At 63.8% G+C, this 15,330-nt stretch carries 17 protein-coding genes; 12 read left to right on the forward strand and 5 right to left on the reverse strand.

Annotated features, from left to right (window positions below):
- Positions 1–936, forward strand: a complete 936-nt coding sequence (locus AADX97_RS09050; protein WP_374233298.1) for a CysB family HTH-type transcriptional regulator — start codon at positions 1–3, stop codon at positions 934–936.
- 269 nt (positions 937–1,205) lie between these two features.
- Here the strand turns inward: AADX97_RS09050 and AADX97_RS09055 are convergent, their stop codons facing one another.
- Positions 1,206–1,514 (reverse strand): helix-turn-helix domain-containing protein, encoded by a 309-nt coding sequence (locus tag AADX97_RS09055; protein WP_374233297.1) that lies wholly within the window; start codon positions 1,512–1,514, stop codon positions 1,206–1,208.
- A 643-nt stretch (positions 1,515–2,157) separates the two neighbouring features.
- Here AADX97_RS09055 and AADX97_RS09060 point away from each other — a divergent pair.
- The 7 genes from AADX97_RS09060 to cynS all read left to right on the forward strand — a co-directional run bounded on the left by AADX97_RS09060 (position 2,158) and on the right by cynS (position 8,360).
- Positions 2,158–3,264 carry a PAS domain S-box protein gene (locus AADX97_RS09060; RefSeq protein WP_374239290.1) on the forward strand — a complete coding sequence of 369 codons (1,107 nt, stop codon included), beginning with the start codon at positions 2,158–2,160 and terminating at the stop codon, positions 3,262–3,264.
- Positions 3,261–3,896, forward strand: a complete 636-nt coding sequence (locus AADX97_RS09065; RefSeq protein ID WP_374233294.1) for a response regulator — start codon at positions 3,261–3,263, stop codon at positions 3,894–3,896. The genes AADX97_RS09060 and AADX97_RS09065 overlap by 4 nt, the downstream gene beginning before the upstream one ends.
- A 127-nt stretch (positions 3,897–4,023) precedes the next feature.
- A complete protein-coding gene (locus tag AADX97_RS09070) occupies positions 4,024–4,710 on the forward strand; it encodes a DJ-1/PfpI family protein (protein WP_374233293.1) in 687 nt (228 codons plus the stop codon).
- A gap of 44 nt (positions 4,711–4,754) precedes the next feature.
- Positions 4,755–6,116, forward strand: a complete 1,362-nt coding sequence (locus AADX97_RS09075) for a CmpA/NrtA family ABC transporter substrate-binding protein (protein ID WP_374233292.1) — start codon at positions 4,755–4,757, stop codon at positions 6,114–6,116.
- A 3-nt stretch (positions 6,117–6,119) separates the two neighbouring features.
- Positions 6,120–6,962, forward strand: coding sequence for a nitrate ABC transporter permease (ntrB, locus tag AADX97_RS09080; RefSeq protein WP_374233291.1), 843 nt, complete (start codon positions 6,120–6,122; stop codon positions 6,960–6,962).
- A gap of 5 nt (positions 6,963–6,967) precedes the next feature.
- Entirely contained in the window at positions 6,968–7,903 is a 936-nt protein-coding gene (locus AADX97_RS09085) for an ABC transporter ATP-binding protein (RefSeq protein WP_374233290.1), read from the forward strand.
- 13 nt (positions 7,904–7,916) lie between these two features.
- Positions 7,917–8,360, forward strand: coding sequence for a cyanase (gene cynS, locus AADX97_RS09090; protein ID WP_374233289.1), 444 nt, complete (start codon positions 7,917–7,919; stop codon positions 8,358–8,360).
- Positions 8,361–8,999: 639 nt separating this feature from the next.
- Here the strand turns inward: cynS and AADX97_RS09095 are convergent.
- From AADX97_RS09095 to AADX97_RS09110, 4 genes are all read right to left on the reverse strand, one after another.
- Positions 9,000–9,278 carry a DUF5615 family PIN-like protein gene (locus AADX97_RS09095; protein ID WP_374233288.1) on the reverse strand — a complete coding sequence of 93 codons (279 nt, stop codon included), beginning with the start codon at positions 9,276–9,278 and terminating at the stop codon, positions 9,000–9,002.
- Positions 9,278–9,505, reverse strand: a complete 228-nt coding sequence (locus AADX97_RS09100; protein WP_374233287.1) for a DUF433 domain-containing protein — start codon at positions 9,503–9,505, stop codon at positions 9,278–9,280. The genes AADX97_RS09095 and AADX97_RS09100 overlap by 1 nt, the downstream gene beginning before the upstream one ends.
- 635 nt (positions 9,506–10,140) lie before the next feature.
- Entirely contained in the window at positions 10,141–10,374 is a 234-nt protein-coding gene (locus AADX97_RS09105) for a GreA/GreB family elongation factor (RefSeq protein WP_374233437.1), read from the reverse strand.
- A 25-nt stretch (positions 10,375–10,399) separates the two neighbouring features.
- Positions 10,400–11,974 carry a GNAT family N-acetyltransferase gene (locus AADX97_RS09110; RefSeq protein WP_374233286.1) on the reverse strand — a complete coding sequence of 525 codons (1,575 nt, stop codon included), beginning with the start codon at positions 11,972–11,974 and terminating at the stop codon, positions 10,400–10,402.
- 256 nt (positions 11,975–12,230) lie between these two features.
- On the opposite strand from AADX97_RS09110, the gene AADX97_RS09115 reads away from it, so the two are divergent.
- The 4 genes from AADX97_RS09115 (at position 12,231) to AADX97_RS09130 (ending at position 14,866) form a co-directional block, all read left to right on the forward strand.
- Entirely contained in the window at positions 12,231–13,229 is a 999-nt protein-coding gene (locus tag AADX97_RS09115; RefSeq protein ID WP_374233284.1) for a zinc-dependent alcohol dehydrogenase family protein, read from the forward strand.
- Positions 13,230–13,233: 4 nt separating this feature from the next.
- Positions 13,234–13,857 (forward strand): metallophosphoesterase family protein, encoded by a 624-nt coding sequence (locus tag AADX97_RS09120; protein WP_374233283.1) that lies wholly within the window; start codon positions 13,234–13,236, stop codon positions 13,855–13,857.
- Complete coding sequence (locus AADX97_RS09125) at positions 13,854–14,624, forward strand: ATP-binding protein (protein ID WP_374233282.1); 771 nt, start codon at positions 13,854–13,856, stop codon at positions 14,622–14,624. Before AADX97_RS09120 ends, AADX97_RS09125 begins: the two co-directional genes overlap by 4 nt.
- Positions 14,625–14,743: 119 nt before the next feature.
- The gene (locus AADX97_RS09130) at positions 14,744–14,866 is read left to right on the forward strand and encodes a hypothetical protein (RefSeq protein ID WP_374238552.1); all 123 of its coding nucleotides are present in this window, start codon (positions 14,744–14,746) and stop codon (positions 14,864–14,866) included.
- Positions 14,867–15,330: the final 464 nt, after the last annotated feature.

Genomic DNA, 15,330 nt, shown 5'->3' on the forward strand with positions numbered 1-15,330 from the left:
GTGAACTTCCAGCAACTGCGTATCCTGCACGAGGCAGTCCGGCACAACTTCAACCTGACCGAGGTGGCCAACGCGCTCTATACCGCCCAATCGGGGGTCTCCAAGCACATCAAGGATCTGGAGGACGAGCTCGGGGTGGAGCTCTTCGTGCGCCGCGGCAAGCGTCTGCTCGGCCTGACCGAGCCGGGCAAGGAGCTCATGCCGATGGTCGAGCGCATCCTGCTCGACACCCAAAACATCAAGCACCTGAGCGAGCAGTTCGCCCGGCAGGACGAGGGGCGTCTGGCCATCGCCACCACCCACACCCAGGCCCGCTATGCCTTGCCTTCCGTGGTGACGCGCTTCAGACAGACCTTTCCGAAGGTCTATCTGGAGCTGCACGAGTGCGGCCCGCGCGAGATCGTCGCCCAGTTGCGTGCCGGGCAGGTCGACATCGGCATCGCCACCGAGGCGCTGGCCGGCGAAGAGGATCTGGTCAGTTTCCCCTACTACCAGTGGCGGCATGCCCCGATCGTCCCGGTCGGGCACCCGCTGACCGGCCTCGAGCACCTGACGCTCAAGGCGATCGCCGACTATCCCATCATCACCTACTACCCCGGCAACACCGCTCGGGCGCGCATCGATACCGTCTTCGAGCGTGCCGGCCTCACGCCCGACGTGGTCATGTCCGCCCTCGACGCCGACGTCATCAAAACCTATGTCGAGCTTGGTCTGGGCGTGGGGATCGTCGCGGCAATGGCCTACAACCCGGTCCGCGATGACGGCCTGCAGTTGCTCGAAGCCCCGGGTCTGTTCGAGATCAATACCACCTGCCTTGCGCTGCGACGCGGCCGGTATCTGCGCGATTACGCGCTGCGCTTCATCATGGACTGTGCCCCCGACCTGACTGCGGCGGGGATCAAGGACGCGCTGTTTCCGAAGGTCGGCGGGGTTTAGCGCCGGTTCAAAAACAACCGAAAGATGTAGGATGGGTAGAGCGACAGCGAAACCCATCCTCGAAACCTCTGCGTTGCCGGGTTTCGGTCCGATGCCCTTGGCGCGGGATGGATGGGTTTCGCTGTCGCTCTACCCATCCTACCCGCAAAGCTATCCGTCCAGGACGCGGAGCCAGATGCGCAGGCTGGTCTGACGGCTCGCGAAGGGAATCCGGAAGGCATCCAAAGCGGACACTCTCTCGGGCTATCATTGAGAGGACGGAGGGTTTTTCAGGCGACCTGGTCAAGAAACAGTTCGCGAAGAACCTCCGGGCGTTCCTGTGCCACACGAATGAGCGATCGCGCCGCACCGCTCGGCTCGCGTCGACCCTGCTCCCATTCCTGCAGCGTCCTGACCGACACGCCTAGGAGCCTCGCGAACTCGCTTTGGGACATCTTGACGCGATAGCGTGCGAGCGACACCGGGCCGTGGATTGCGCCCACTTTCTCGGAGTTCATCTCGCGGATGGACTCGAGCAATTCAGCGCCGAAATCACGATCGGCGTCTCTTGCGAGCAGCTCTTGTTCAGTCTTCGGCATGATCCAGCATCTCCCGCGCAGCATTGAGCACATGCGCTGGCAAGTTGCCTCGCGCGCTCTTGGCGAAAATCAAGAGGAGCCAGATGCGCCCGTCTGCCAGCCGGTTGTAGTCAATGACCCGAACGCCTCCTTGTTTTCCGCTACCGGACCGGGACCAACGAACCTTGCGCACGCCACCAGTCCTCGGAACGACATCAGCGGCAAGCGGGCTGCCCGCAATCCAGGCGCAGAACTCTCCACGCTCGTCCTCCGTCCAGTAGTCGGGCCAAAGGCGCGTAAAGGAGGGTGTTTCCACAACGGTTAGCATGGCATGATTATACGTCAATGCCGCATAAAGCGCTTGAGTGCCTGCTCTGAGTCGCTGGGCAGAGAGTCATCGAGACTACAGCCGTCACCGCGATTGTCCCGCCTGCTTTGGAAGCATCAAGGTCCGGCCGTTACCATAACGGACCCGACCGCCCGGAACCGCCGCGGCTCCCGGCGGGTGGCATGTCGCTCGTTTCCGGGCGGCAGGGAGTCGGCATCGGCTCGGACAGGCCCCTTTTTTGCTGGGACGACAATCATCGTCGGACCATCCTGTCTCCGAATGTTTGCGAATCTCCACCACCTGTCACACCACGCGGCCTGGCGGCGCCAACTCGAGATGTTGCTCGAGTCCGCCGGCGAAGGCATCTACGGCATCGACTTGGCCGGGCGCTGCATCTTCATCAACCGGGTCGGCGCCGAGCTGCTGGGTTACGAGCCCGATGAGGTGCTCGGGCGCCAGATGCACTATCTCATCCATCACTCGCACGGAAACGGTGCACGGATGCCGGTGGAGGACTGCCGGATCTTCAGGGCATTCAAGGAGGGCTGCAGTTGCCGGGTCGAGGACGAGGTCCTGTGGCGGCGTGACGGCAGTCCCTTTCCGGCCGAATATGCCTCCTACCCCATCCGCAACGGCGACGAGGTCGTCGGCGCGGTCGTCACCTTTACCGACATCACCGAGCGCAAGCGCACCGAGGCGGCGCTCCATGCCGCCCGCGCCGAGCTGGAACGGCGCGTCGTCGAGCGGACGTCGGAGCTGTCTGCCGCGCATCTGCAACTGAGCCAGGCGCACGACGGACTGCTGCGCCTCTCGGCCCATCTCAACTCGGTCCGGGAAGAGGAGCGGGCACACATCGCACGCGAGATTCACGACGATCTGGGCGCCTCGTTGACCGCCATGCAGCTTGAGCTCAATTGGTTGCGCCAACGCCTGACCGACGACCCGCTGATCCGCCGCCATATCGACGCGGCGCTCGAGATCGGCGGTGGGGCCATGGACGCCCTGCGCCGCATCCTCAATGACCTGCGCCCCGGCGTCCTCGATCACCTGGGTCTCTGGGCTGCCTTGGAGTCCTTGCTGGAAGAGACCGAGGCCCGCTCGGGCCTGCGCTGCAGCTTCATCTGCCCCGCCGAGGTCGAGCGCTGCCGCCTCGGGCGGGACGCGGAGATCGCCGTGTACCGCATCGTCCAGGAGGTGCTGACCAACACCCAGCGTCATGCCGACGCACGCCGGGTCTGTCTCTCGACCGACGCACAGGACCGGGATCTGTTGATCGCAATGGCCGACGACGGCCGCGGGATGCGGCTGCCGGCTCAGCCCATCAGTTTCGGACTGCTCGGGATGCATGAACGCGCGCGTGCCATCGGCGGCGAGCTCACCATTGCCAGTACCCTCGGCGAGGGCACCCGGGTGTCTTTGAGACTGCGGGGTGTGCTCGCGTGATCAGTCTCCTCGTGGTCGACGATCACATGATCATCCGCCGGGGTCTCATTCAGATCCTGTCGGAGGAGGCCCGGATCGGGTCGATCCAGGAGGCGTCCGATGGCCCCGGGGCGCTGCGAATCCTACGAGCGACCCCGGTCGATGTGATCCTGCTCGACATCGCCCTGGGCGACCGCGATGGATTCGAGGCGCTGAAGGTCATCAGGAGCGAGTTCCCCAAGGTCGGGGTGGTCATGCTCTCCGTCTATCCCGAATCACAGTTCGGCGTGCGCGCCATTCGAGCCGGAGCCGGCGCCTATCTCAATAAAGGCTGCTCGCCCGAGGAGCTGCTCGGGGCCATCACCAAGGTGGCCGCGGGCGGTGTCTTCGTGACGCCGGGCATCGCCGAGATGCTCGCGCGAAGCGTCCGCGAGGACAGCGCCCGTCCGCCTCACGAGAGCCTGTCGAATCGCGAGTTTCAGGTGCTCAACCTGCTCGTCCAGGGCAGATCCGTCTCCGAGATCGCCGAGCAGCTCGCCCTGTCTTCCAACACCATCTCAACCTATCGCAGCCGCGTCTTCGAGAAGCTCGGCATCCGAACCCTGGTCGAGCTGGTGAACTATGCCAATCGCCACGGTCTGCTCGAGCCCTGAGCCATACCCAGCGCACGACGACATCTCTGTCGTGATTCCACTACAACGAAATCATGCGTTTCGCGATACCGGGTGCGATCGTTGGTCCCGATACTCTACCCATCGAAAAGAGCCGGGGCAGCATGAGATGCATCAAGCCGGATTCAGACTCGGGGTCTACGTCTTCAAGGACGCGGAGGTCATCGACTACGCCGCACCCTGCGGAGTGCTCTCGGTGGCACGACGCTTCGACCCCGAGATCGACGTCTTCCTGGTGGCCGAGACGCTGCGCCCTGTCCAGACCCAGGCCGGCATCACGGTCTTGCCCAATTACGGCTTCACCGATCGACCGGCGATGGACGCCTTCCTGATCCCGGGAGGGTTCGGCACACGTCAGGAGATGCACAACCGCAATCTGCACGACTTCGTTCAGGGGCTCCCTGACGCCTGTCTCCTCACGAGTGTCTGCACCGGCTCCTGGATCTACGCCTGCATGGGCCTGCTCGACGGACTGCCGGCCACCAACCGCAAGGAGCCCGACCGGCTGGAGGCATCCCACCTCGGCAAGACGCCGATCGCCCGACTGGCCGAGCTGGCCCCGGCCTGTCGAATCAGTCATGCCCGTGTCGTCGATGCCGGACGCATCGTCACCGCAGGCGGCATTAGCTCCGGGATGGAGCTGGGATTCCATCTGCTGCGGCGCGCCGGATATGACGCCGCCTTCGTCCAAAGCGTCGCTCGGGTGATGGAGTACCAACGTGCTTACGCGCTTTACGAGCACGACATCGAGTACGCCAACTCGCCACTCGGCGCTCCTAAGCTCATCTCGGCCTGAATCCTGATATTCCAATCGGCCCCCACCGGAACGAGGAACCAACCATGTCTCTGCTCAATCCCTTCGATCCCGACATCAAATTGCACCGTGGCGGCTGCTCCTGCGGACATCATCGCACCCAGGCCGAGCATGAGCAGGCCCGTTCCCAGGATCAGCGGCAGCAGCAGGATCGGCTGGTCGAGGGCGCCGTCATGCGCGCGCTCTTTCCTCAGGACGCGGAGCGGCGTCGCTTCCTGAGGACGGTCGGGACAGGAACAGCCCTGGCGGCGATTTCGAGCATCTTCCCGCTCGGGCTTGCGAAGGAGGTGTTCGCGGAGACCAACGGGCCGCTCGAGAAGACCAAGCTGAGCGTTGGCTTCATCCCCATTACCTGCGCGACCCCCATCATCATGGCGCATCCGTTGGGGTATTACGCGAAATACGGGCTTGACGTCGAGGTGGTCAAGACCGCCGGTTGGGCCGTCGTGCGCGATAAATCCCTGGCGAAAGAGTACGACGCAGCCCACATGCTCTCCCCGATGCCCCTGGCCATCACGATCGGTGCGGGATCCAACCCCATTCCCTGGACCATGCCGGCGGTCGAGAACATCAACGGCCAGGCGATCACGCTCGCGATGAAGCACAAGGACAAGCGCGACCCGGCCGACTGGAAGGGGTTCAAGTTCGCCGTCCCCTTCGATTACTCGATGCACAACTATCTGCTGCGCTACTACCTCGCCGAGCATGGCCTGGATCCGGATCGGGACGTGCAGATCCGCGCCGTACCGCCGCCCGAAATGGTCGCCAACCTGCGCGCCGACAACATCGACGGCTTCCTGGCGCCCGATCCCGTCAATCAGCGTGCGGTTTACGATGGCGTCGGCTTCATCCATCTCCTCTCCAAAGAGATCTGGGACGGACACCCCTGCTGTGCCTTCGCGGCCAGCCGCGAGTTCGTCACCAGCATGCCCAACACCTACCAGGCCCTGCTCAAGGCGATCCTTGACGCCACCGCCTATGCCCGCAAAGCCGAGAACCGCAAGGAGATCGCCGCGGCGATCGCCCCGGCCAACTATCTCAACCAGCCGGTCACGGTGGTGGAGCAGGTGCTCACCGGGACCTTCGCCGACGGCTTGGGGAATATCGTGCAGGATCCAGAGCGGATCGATTTCGATCCCTTCCCCTACGAGTCCTTCGCCATCTGGATCCTGACCCAGATGAAGCGGTGGGGTCAGATTGATGGCGAGGTCGACTACGCGAAGGTGGCAAGCGAGGTCTTCCTGGCGACGGATGCGGCCCGTCTCATGAAAGAGGTCGGCATGGAGGTTCCGACCGATCCGGTGATGGCCTTCTCGGTCATGGGCAAGCCGTTCGATCCGTCGGAGCCGGCGGCCTATATCGAGAGCTTCCCGATCCGGAGGACCTGACGGATGAAGCCAACCAGCTTCTGGGCAGCACCGATCCTCTCGGTGCTCTTCTTCGCCGCCTTCGTCGGTGTCTGGCATTTCTCGACCCAGCAGACCCTCGGCGAGGTGACGGTGGATCCGGAATACGCGGCCCTGATCGGCGCACAGGCGGCCACGGGCGGGCAGTCGGCGATGCCTGGGCCGCTGGATGTCGGCGCGAAGCTCTGGGAGCACATCCGGGATCCCTTCTATGACCGGGGGACCAACGACAAGGGGATCGGCACCCAGCTGATCTACTCGATCGGGCGCGTGTTGATCGGATTTGCGCTCGCGGCGCTGGTTGCCATCCCCCTGGGCTTTGTGATCGGGATGTCGCCGTTGATCTATAAGGCGCTCGATCCCTTCATCCAGGTGCTCAAGCCGATCTCGCCGCTCGCCTGGATGCCGCTCGCGCTCTACACCATCAAGGACTCCAACATCTCGGCCGTGTTCGTGATCTTTATCTGCTCGCTCTGGCCGATGTTGGTCAATACCGCTTTCGGTGTCGCCTCGGTGCGTAAGGACTGGCTGAATGTCGCCCGAACCCTCGAAGTCTCGTCACTGCGCACCGCCTTCCAGGTCATCCTTCCCGCAGCCGCGCCCACCATCATGACCGGGATGCGGATCTCGGTCGGCATCGCCTGGCTGGTCATCGTGGCCGCCGAGATGTTGGTCGGTGGCACCGGGATCGGCTACTTCGTGTGGAACGAGTGGAACAACCTCTCCATCACCAACATCATCAGCGCCATCCTCTTGATCGGCCTAGTCGGAATGATGCTGGACACCCTGCTCGCGCAGTTGGCTCGCGCGGTCACTTACAAGGAATAAGCAGCATGTCGCAGCCCTTTCTGAAGATCGAGGGATTGACCAAACGCTTTGCAGGCACAGGCGGAGCGCCCGACTTCACGGTTTTCGAAAACATCTTTTTCGGGATCGAGAAGGGTGAGTTCGCCTGTATCGTCGGCCACTCCGGATGCGGCAAGACCACCATCCTGAACGTCCTGGCTGGACTGGACGAGGCCACCGAGGGTGGCGTGGTCATGGGCGGTCGGGAGATCGCAGGTCCCTCGCTCGAGCGCGGCGTGGTCTTCCAGAGTCACGCCCTGCTGCCCTGGCTGTCCGCCCTGGGGAACGTCGCCTTCGGCGTGCGCTCACGCTGGCCCCGCTGGTCGTCCAAAGAGATCGAGGCCCACAGCATCCGCTACCTGGAGATGGTCGGCTTGGGCGCGGCCCTTCACAAGAAGCCGGCCGAGCTTTCCGGCGGCATGAAGCAGCGTGTGGGCATCGCGCGCGCCTTTGCGATCGAGCCCAAGATGCTGCTGCTCGACGAGCCCTTCGGAGCGCTCGACGCGCTCACGCGCGGAACCATCCAGGACGAGCTCCTCTCGATCGTCCAGGCCACGCACCAGACCGTCTTCATGATCACGCACGACGTCGACGAGGCGATCCTGCTCGCCGACAAGGTGCTGCTGATGAGCAACGGCCCCTACGCAAAGATCGCCGAGATCGTCGAGATCACCATGCCGCGCGACCGCACCCGCGCGACCGTCCATCACGATCCTCAGTACTACCGGATCCGCAATCACCTGGTCGACTTCCTGGTGAATCGCTCCAAGACCTATGCGGGCGAGCAAGGCGACGACCCGGTGCACCCGCTGATCGTCCGTCCCGGACTCGACGGGGGCGCCCGGGTTGTCCCGCTTCCCAAAACACCGACCCTATCGGACCAGGCCAGCCCTGGCCCCGCCCTTCGTAACGCATCCAACTGATGGAGACCACACCATGACACGCGACGACGTCACCGCTCTCATCCTGTCCGCCAAGCTCGAAAAAGGACTGAGCTGGTCCCAACTCGCCGAGATCATCGGCCACAGCAAAGAATGGTCGACCGCGGCCCTCCTGGGTCAGATGACCCTCAGCGAGACCCAGGCCAAGGCCGTCGGCGCCGCGCTCGGGTTGCCCGACGAGGCGATCACCCAGCTCCAGATCGTCCCCTACAAAGGATCCTTACCCAGCGCGGTGCCGACCGATCCGCTCATCTACCGCTTCTACGAGCTCGTCAATGTCTACGGGACATCGATCAAGGCGCTGATCCACGAAGAGTTCGGCGACGGCATCATGAGCGCCATCGACTTCACCATGGATATCCAACGCGAGCCCGACCCCAAGGGTGACCGCGTTCAGATCCAGATGAGCGGGAAATTCCTGCCTTATAAGACCTACTAGCGCGTGCAGGTTACCGGCGACTCATATCCGGAAGCTCTGCAAATCACCTCCATCCTTGGTCTCATAACAGCGTTTGCGGGCCTCGCTCGTAAGACCGGCCACCCAAAACACCAGTCGCTCATGACACCTGTTCTGCGGTGTCACGCATGCCCCGTGGCGCTCTGCGCCACGTGCCACGATGGCCGGAGTTACGAGCAAGGCCGCACACACGCGAGGATCTTACCGGCGACCTGGAGTCGGTGGAGAGGATAGACGGAATCGAGGATTGGCAGTTCCGGCAGATCGTGGAGGCCGTCCTCACGTTGCTCGTGACGGCCAACGCCAAGGTTGTTGGCGAGTTGGGTAGACCAGGAACAGACTCGGGTTTGTGGGCTATATCGGCAGATCGAGCTGATCGGTGTCGGCCAACTCTTCCCCCGGTCGGCCGGACGTGCCGGGCTGAGTGCGCCGACCGACCATCGTCGCGAGCTGCTTTTTGAAAGCGTTCACTGCGCAAGACGAAGCCACCGTTGGTAGCATCTCGAAGGCCGTTGAGTATGTCCCACCGATCGGTGGTTGTCCCGCGGGAACGATGCTCCGATGATCCCCGAAAAACGGTGGTCCGTCCCCTATTTCCCTCAGGAAACCGTGGTCCGTCCCCTATTCCCCCTTTAACAGGGCGAGTAGGGCAGTATTCGGGAGGTTCCCCAGGGTCACACGAACCAGGCGGGCGGGTGTCCCAGTCAGGAAATGGCTATCGCGGAAGTCGCTGTCCTTGGTGATCAGGACCATCCCGTGGGCATCGGCAGACGCCGCGACGGCAGCGTCCTTGGTCTCGGAGCCGTCGAGGATTCGATTGACATGGGTGGCGTCTACGCCCCGCTGCCGAAGCTGGTTCACCAGCCCGTAGGGCATATGGACGTCCCAGAGGACCTTCATCAGGCGACGCGCCGCAGCGACTCGCCGGAGACTAGCAGGCGGGCGTAGTGCAGGCAGGCCAAGAGATCCTCTCGCTCCAGTTCCGGGTGGTCGGCGAGGATCTCATCCATCGCCATGCCAGAGGAGACAAGGTCTAGGATGACTTCTACCGGCCAGCGCATGTGGCGGACGCAGGGCTTGCCGTGGCAAATGTCTGGATCGAGGGTGATGCGGCTGAGATCTGGCATGACGGGACCTTAGGCGAACTCCGGAAACCTTCATACCAAGGGCGTACGTTGTGCCGAGCCGTGCGAGGCACAACCAACCCTCGGCGCAAGTTGTGCTTCCTATCGTCAGCACAACCTACGGGTATGGAAGTTTGCAGAAATCGCCTTAGACTGAAGTGTCGCTCGGGCAGCAACCCCGGCGGGCCGAAACTGCAAAGGCGCTGGAAGGGGCGAGTATAGGCCAGGGCGAGCACGGGCCAGCGCAGGTCGGCGAAGACCATGCCTCGATCAACATCGCGCCCTCACCCGGCACCATCCATGGCCGCCATCTTCGCCGCCGCACCGCTACCACGCGGCGCAGTTCCGCCGCGCCGATCACCGAGACCTTGTCCCCGGCCCCAGTAGCCAACGCAGCAACTGGCCCGTCGAAGGGACCTGCGCCCGTAGCCGCAGATCGTAACTTTTTCCGGACTGGGGGGCTCATGCCAACGGTCAGCGACGGAATAAGCGTTCGGGACGTGGCGCAAGCCCCGTCCCGCCGCGGATCTTGTCAGGATTTGACAGCAGGGCGGGCAGCAGCAGCTTAATGGCGTCCGGCGCGGCGTCTGGACGCTGCCCAGCGCTCACGCTCTGCGTCCAGATCTTACTCTGCTATGCTATTGCCTTGGCCAAGCCCGCCACGACGGCCTGAATGTCCGGTAGTTGCCGTGACCGGTCCGTCGGTCGGCGGACGGGAAGCGGATGTCGAATATTCGCACGCGGTCGACCCCTTGCGGGAGATGCACCTCGACGATCTTACCGACCGTCGCCCCTAGGAGGGCGCCGCCGAGCGGCGCATGCTGGCTGACGATGCCAAAGGTGGGCTGCGACAAGCCGGACCCAACCGGCACGGACAACCGCTGATCCGGCGTGTCGTCAACGCTCCCGCCACACGGTCGTATAGAGATCGTGCCGGCGGTCCTTCAGATTCTGCACGGTCCCCGAGTTGCGTGCGGCACGCAGGGCCTCGAGGCGTAGATCGGCGAAGGCGACGGTCTCGACATTCGGCGTGGTGTCGGCCGCGATCCCGTCGCGGGCGAAGGGGAAGTCGCACGGCGTGAGAATGCAGCTCTGGGCGTACTGGATGTCCATGTTGTGGACCTTCGGCAGGTTGCCGACGTTGCCGGACATGACGACATAGCACTGATTCTCGATCGCGCGGGCCTGGGCGCAGTAGCGCACGCGCAGATAGGACTGGCGCTCGTCGGTGCAGAAGGGCACGAAGACGATGTTGGCGCCCTGATCGACCAGATGACGGCCGAGCTCGGGAAACTCCGCGTCGTAGCAGATCAAGACACCGATGGGGCCGCAGTCGGTGTCGATCGCGTTCAGCGAGTGGCCGCCCTCGATGTTCCACCAGTAGACCTCGTTCGGGGTCGGGTGGATCTTGGGTTGTTCGTGCACCTCGCCGCTGCGCAGACAGACATAGCAGACGTTTTCGACCCGACCGTTGGGCATGCGCGTGGGGTGCGAGCCGCCGATGATATTGATGTTGTAGCGCACCGCCATGTCGCGCAACGCCTCCTTGAGCGGCTCGGTGTACTTGGTCAGGGCCTCGATCGACTCGGCGGGCGAGAGCTCCTGATCCTCCATCGAGAGCAGCTGCAAGGTGAAGAGCTCGGGGAAGACGACGAAGTCGGCCCGATAGTCGGCGGTGACGTCGACGAAATAGCGCACCAGATCGGTGAACTCTTCGAATGACCCGACCCGTCGCTGCATGTATTGCACGGTCGCGACGCGCACGGTGTCGGGCAGCCGTCCGCCGTAGCTCTTGGCGCGCTGCTCTTCTTTCTCGTCGGGTGCGTTGGGGTTGCGCCAGACCAGATGAACGGCATAGCCCTCGGATTCCTTGTCCTCGGGCAGATAGCGCGGCAGCAGTCCCAGAACCTCGAAGCCGTTGCGCATCTGGAAGGTCAGCACCGGATCGCGCAACCGGTTCGCTTTGACCTCCTCGAGATAGGCCTCCGGGGTTCCGTACCGGCGCAGGCGCTTGCCGAGCGAGGGGATGCGCCCGCCGAAGACGATGCCTTTGACGTCCCAGGAGCGGGCCAGCTTTTTGCGTTCGTCGTAGAGCCGCTGGCCGAGACGCAATCCACGATAATCCGGATCGACGCAGACCTCCATGCCGTAGAGATAGTCGCCGTTCGGATCGTGTCGCGAGGCGTAGCCGCCCCCGGTGATCTCGTTCCAGGTGTGCGGTTGGAGTGCGACGTCACCGTTGATCAGGAAGGTGGCGCAGTAGCCGACGATGGCGCCCTCGTACTCGGCGACGAACTGACCCTCGGGGAAGTTGTGAATCTGGCCGAGAAGCATCGCCCGTGAATAGGTTCCCATGCCGCTTGCCCGATAGACGCGGGAGACCAAACTACGGATATGGGGGATGTCTTTGACGCGCGCATTGCGCACGATCAAAGGCGGTTTCGGGTGCTTGGTCTTGGCCGTGCTGGACATGCGGGATACTCCGGTGCGGTGACTGGCAATCGGGGCAGGGCTCGGCTCGATTCCGGGCCGAGCTCTTGACCGTGTCCTCGGTTTGTCTCGAACCTGTCGATGGGGCTAGGATGCCCCGAAGCGCTGCCGTCAGCAGTGGATTCAGAAGACCCGAACCGCGCCAGCTCTAACGGTCGTCAAGTCTGCCGGAGCCGATCCCATCCAATAACATCGCATACCGCGCTGGGCGCGGTTTAAGACACGAGGTGAAACGTCCATGAAGGCAATCGAGATGCGCGAGACCGGCGGGCCGGCCGTCCTGCACCTGGTCGATCGGCCTCGTCCCGAGATCGGCGGGCCGGACGACATCCTGGTCAGGCTCAAGGCCGCCGGCGTGAATCCGGTCGATACCAAGATCCGCAAGAATGGCCCCTTGATCCCCAACGGCTTGCCGGCCGTCTTGGGCTGCGACGGGGCCGGCGTGGTCGAGGCTGCGGGCGAGGCGGTCAAACGCTTCAAGCCCGGCGACGAGGTCTGGTTCTGCTGGGGCGGGATCGGTGGTCCGATCGGCAACTATGCCGAGTATATCCTGCTCGATAATCATCTGGCGCAGGCTAAGCCCCGTGAGATCGGTTTCGTCGAGGCCGCCGCAGCGCCGCTGGTGCTGCTGACCGCCTGGGAGGCGCTGCACGACCGGGCGCGTCTTGTGGAGGGCCAGCGCGTTCTGATCCACGCCGGTGCGGGCGGGGTCGGGCATGTCGCCATCCAGCTCGCCAAGGCGGCGGGTGCACGCGTCTGCACGACCGTGAGCAGCCCGGAGAAGGCCGACTTCGCCCATTCGCTCGGCGCCGAATATTGCATCAATTACAAGGACGAGGATCTCGTCGAGTCGGTGATGGATTGGAGCGAAGGGCAGGGCGTGGACATCGCGCTGGATACCGTCGGCCCCGAGGTCTTCCGCAAGACCGTCCCGGCGATGGCGCACTACGGTGATCTGGTGACCATCCTGGATCCGGGGCCGGATCTGGACCTGAAGGAGGCCCGCGTGCGCAATCTGCGGATCAGTCTGGAGCTGATGCTGACCCCGATGCTCCGCGATCTGCCGCGTGCACGAACCCATCAGGGCGAGATCCTGCGCCGCTGCGCCAAGCTGATCGATCAGGGTGACCTGCGCATCCATGTCTCCGAAACCTTCCCGCTCGCGCAGGCTCAGGAGGCGCACAAGCGCATCGAGACGGGGCATGTGACCGGCAAGCTCGCACTGACGATGGATTAGGACGATGGGCTCCGGCGCTGCGGGGGCGATCGCTCGGATACCCGGCCGCAGCTTGCGGCTCGCGATCCTGTCCGATACGCACGGCGATCTGGATGTGCGAATCGAGCAGTTGGTCACGACCTGCGATCTGGCGATCCACTGCGGGGACATCGGCAATGCCGATATCCTCGCCCGGATGCAGCCAGGGCTCGGCCGCGTCTTCGCCGTCTTCGGCAACAACGATGTCTCGCGCCAATGGCCGGACCGGGATCATGACCTGCTGCGCCAGCTTCCGGAGTGGCTCGAGCTCGCGCTGCCGGGCGGTTGCCTGGTCGTGATCCACGGCCATCAGGGTCCGGCGCGAGACCGCCATGCGCGGCTGCGCGCCCGCTTCCCGACCGCGCGGGCGATCGTTTACGGGCACAGCCATCGGCTGGTGTTGGACATGGAGACGGTGCCCTGGGTGTTGAATCCGGGCGCCGCCGGCCGGACGCGAACCTACGGCGGACCTTCCTGCCTCCTCTTGACCGCCGGCGAGATCGAGTGGCAGGTCGGGGTCCATCGGTTCGCCTTCCTCGCAACCCGCCGCTCGAAGGGGCCGGACCTGAACCGCCAAGGTGCACGGCGCGCGAATACGACCCGCGTATGAGCCCGTCCGAGCGCAATCAGCCCAAACCCCCGAAGTCTTTATTGCGCCTCGTCGGCCGGGCCATCGCGGACTTTCGCATGATCGGCGAGGGCGATCGGATCCTGCTCGGCGTCTCGGGCGGGAAGGATTCGCTCTCCCTTCTGCAGATCCTCAAGCACCTCCAGACCTACGCCCCGGTGCGCTTCGATCTGGCGGTGCTCACTGTGGATCCGCAGGTGCCGGGATTCGATCCGGAGCACCTGAAGGACTACTACGCACGCTTGGGCGTGACCTGGTTCTACGAGCAGCAGCCCCTGATGGATCAGGCCAAGGAGCACATGGACGGCGACTCCTTCTGCGCCTATTGCTCGCGCATGAAGCGCGGCATCATGTACCGCATCTGCCGCGAGCAGGGCTACGGCGTGCTCGCCCTGGCCCAGCATCTCGACGATCTGGCCGAGAGTCTCCTAATGTCGCTCTTCCACGGCGGCCAACTGCGCACCATGAAGGCCCATTACCGGAACAAAGACGGTGATGTGCGCATCATCCGCCCATTGGTCTACTGCCGCGAGCGCCAGACCGCGGACTATGCCGAGCGCGCCGGCCTCCCGATTGTCCTGGACTCCTGCCCAGCTTGCTTTTCCATGCCCACCCGTCGCGAGCACATGAAGGCCCTGTTGGCCCGCGAAGAGGCCGAACATGGTCATCTCTTCGCCAACATCCTGCATGCACTCAAGCCGATTATGGTCGAGGGCGAGCTGCCGCAGCCGGGTCGCTCCGAGTCCTGACACGGTCGGTTTGGCGTTCTCAGCATTCGCAATGCAGAGACAGAGCGGCTCGCCGAGCGGATCGTGGCCGTGACCGGCGAGACTAGACAACGGCGGTCACCCTAGCCCTGCGCGAGCGTCTGGAGCGCCTTGAGCGGGCGTCCGTACGATCCCGACTCGCAGATGAGCTCGACGCGATTGCCCGCCATTGTGCCAGCCTGCCTCTGCTCGCCCCAAGGTCCGCCGACGACATGACTTGGTGACGACGCCAATGGTCTACCCCGTGAAAGTTACCGACGCTTCGGCAAGGGCCGGCACCCGGCCGCATTGAATCTCGGTGACGATTTTAGCTGTGCTCTGGCCCGTGCCATCGACGAGCCTTTAGGCGATCTCATTCAATAGGCATCCCGATTGCGCATGCCCGGAAGACATGTAGGGGCTGTAGGGGCGATCTCATTTGCCCCTACACGCTGGTCGATCCTCGGACCTTATCGATTTGAACCTTGCAGGTTAAATCGTGACCTGAAGAATTCAGCTAGCCCCATTTCTTCCGTCTTCGATTTGAGTTAATTGAGCCGGGCCCCTGTTCCGGACCTCTTTTCCGTTCGTAACTGTTCAGGTCGCCAACCGCCTTACGGCAAGCGCGGCATCGGGGGCTGACCTCGGAAGGTCATCACCAGGGCGGGGTAGAGAGCGATCGACTGCTTGCGCAGGGTGGACAGATAGG

It is taken from the genome of Thiocapsa sp. C2-2m, from assembly GCF_041903745.1.
GTDB lineage: Bacteria > Pseudomonadota > Gammaproteobacteria > Chromatiales > Chromatiaceae > Thiocapsa > Thiocapsa roseilacustris.

Coding starts and splice junctions, on each gene's coding strand:
- ntrB (WP_374233291.1), top strand. CDS start 6,120: ATGAAGCCAACCAGCTTCTGGGCAGCACCGATCCTCTCGGTGCTCTTC.
- AADX97_RS09055 (WP_374233297.1), bottom strand. CDS start 1,514: ATGCCGAAGACTGAACAAGAGCTGCTCGCAAGAGACGCCGATCGTGAT.
- cynS (WP_374233289.1), top strand. CDS start 7,917: ATGACACGCGACGACGTCACCGCTCTCATCCTGTCCGCCAAGCTCGAA.
- AADX97_RS09060 (WP_374239290.1), top strand. CDS start 2,158: ATGTTGCTCGAGTCCGCCGGCGAAGGCATCTACGGCATCGACTTGGCC.
- AADX97_RS09095 (WP_374233288.1), bottom strand. CDS start 9,278: ATGAAGGTCCTCTGGGACGTCCATATGCCCTACGGGCTGGTGAACCAG.
- AADX97_RS09120 (WP_374233283.1), top strand. CDS start 13,234: ATGGGCTCCGGCGCTGCGGGGGCGATCGCTCGGATACCCGGCCGCAGC.
- AADX97_RS09085 (WP_374233290.1), top strand. CDS start 6,968: ATGTCGCAGCCCTTTCTGAAGATCGAGGGATTGACCAAACGCTTTGCA.
- AADX97_RS09110 (WP_374233286.1), bottom strand. CDS start 11,974: ATGTCCAGCACGGCCAAGACCAAGCACCCGAAACCGCCTTTGATCGTG.
- AADX97_RS09115 (WP_374233284.1), top strand. CDS start 12,231: ATGAAGGCAATCGAGATGCGCGAGACCGGCGGGCCGGCCGTCCTGCAC.
- AADX97_RS09075 (WP_374233292.1), top strand. CDS start 4,755: ATGTCTCTGCTCAATCCCTTCGATCCCGACATCAAATTGCACCGTGGC.
- AADX97_RS09100 (WP_374233287.1), bottom strand. CDS start 9,505: ATGCCAGATCTCAGCCGCATCACCCTCGATCCAGACATTTGCCACGGC.
- AADX97_RS09070 (WP_374233293.1), top strand. CDS start 4,024: ATGCATCAAGCCGGATTCAGACTCGGGGTCTACGTCTTCAAGGACGCG.
- AADX97_RS09125 (WP_374233282.1), top strand. CDS start 13,854: ATGAGCCCGTCCGAGCGCAATCAGCCCAAACCCCCGAAGTCTTTATTG.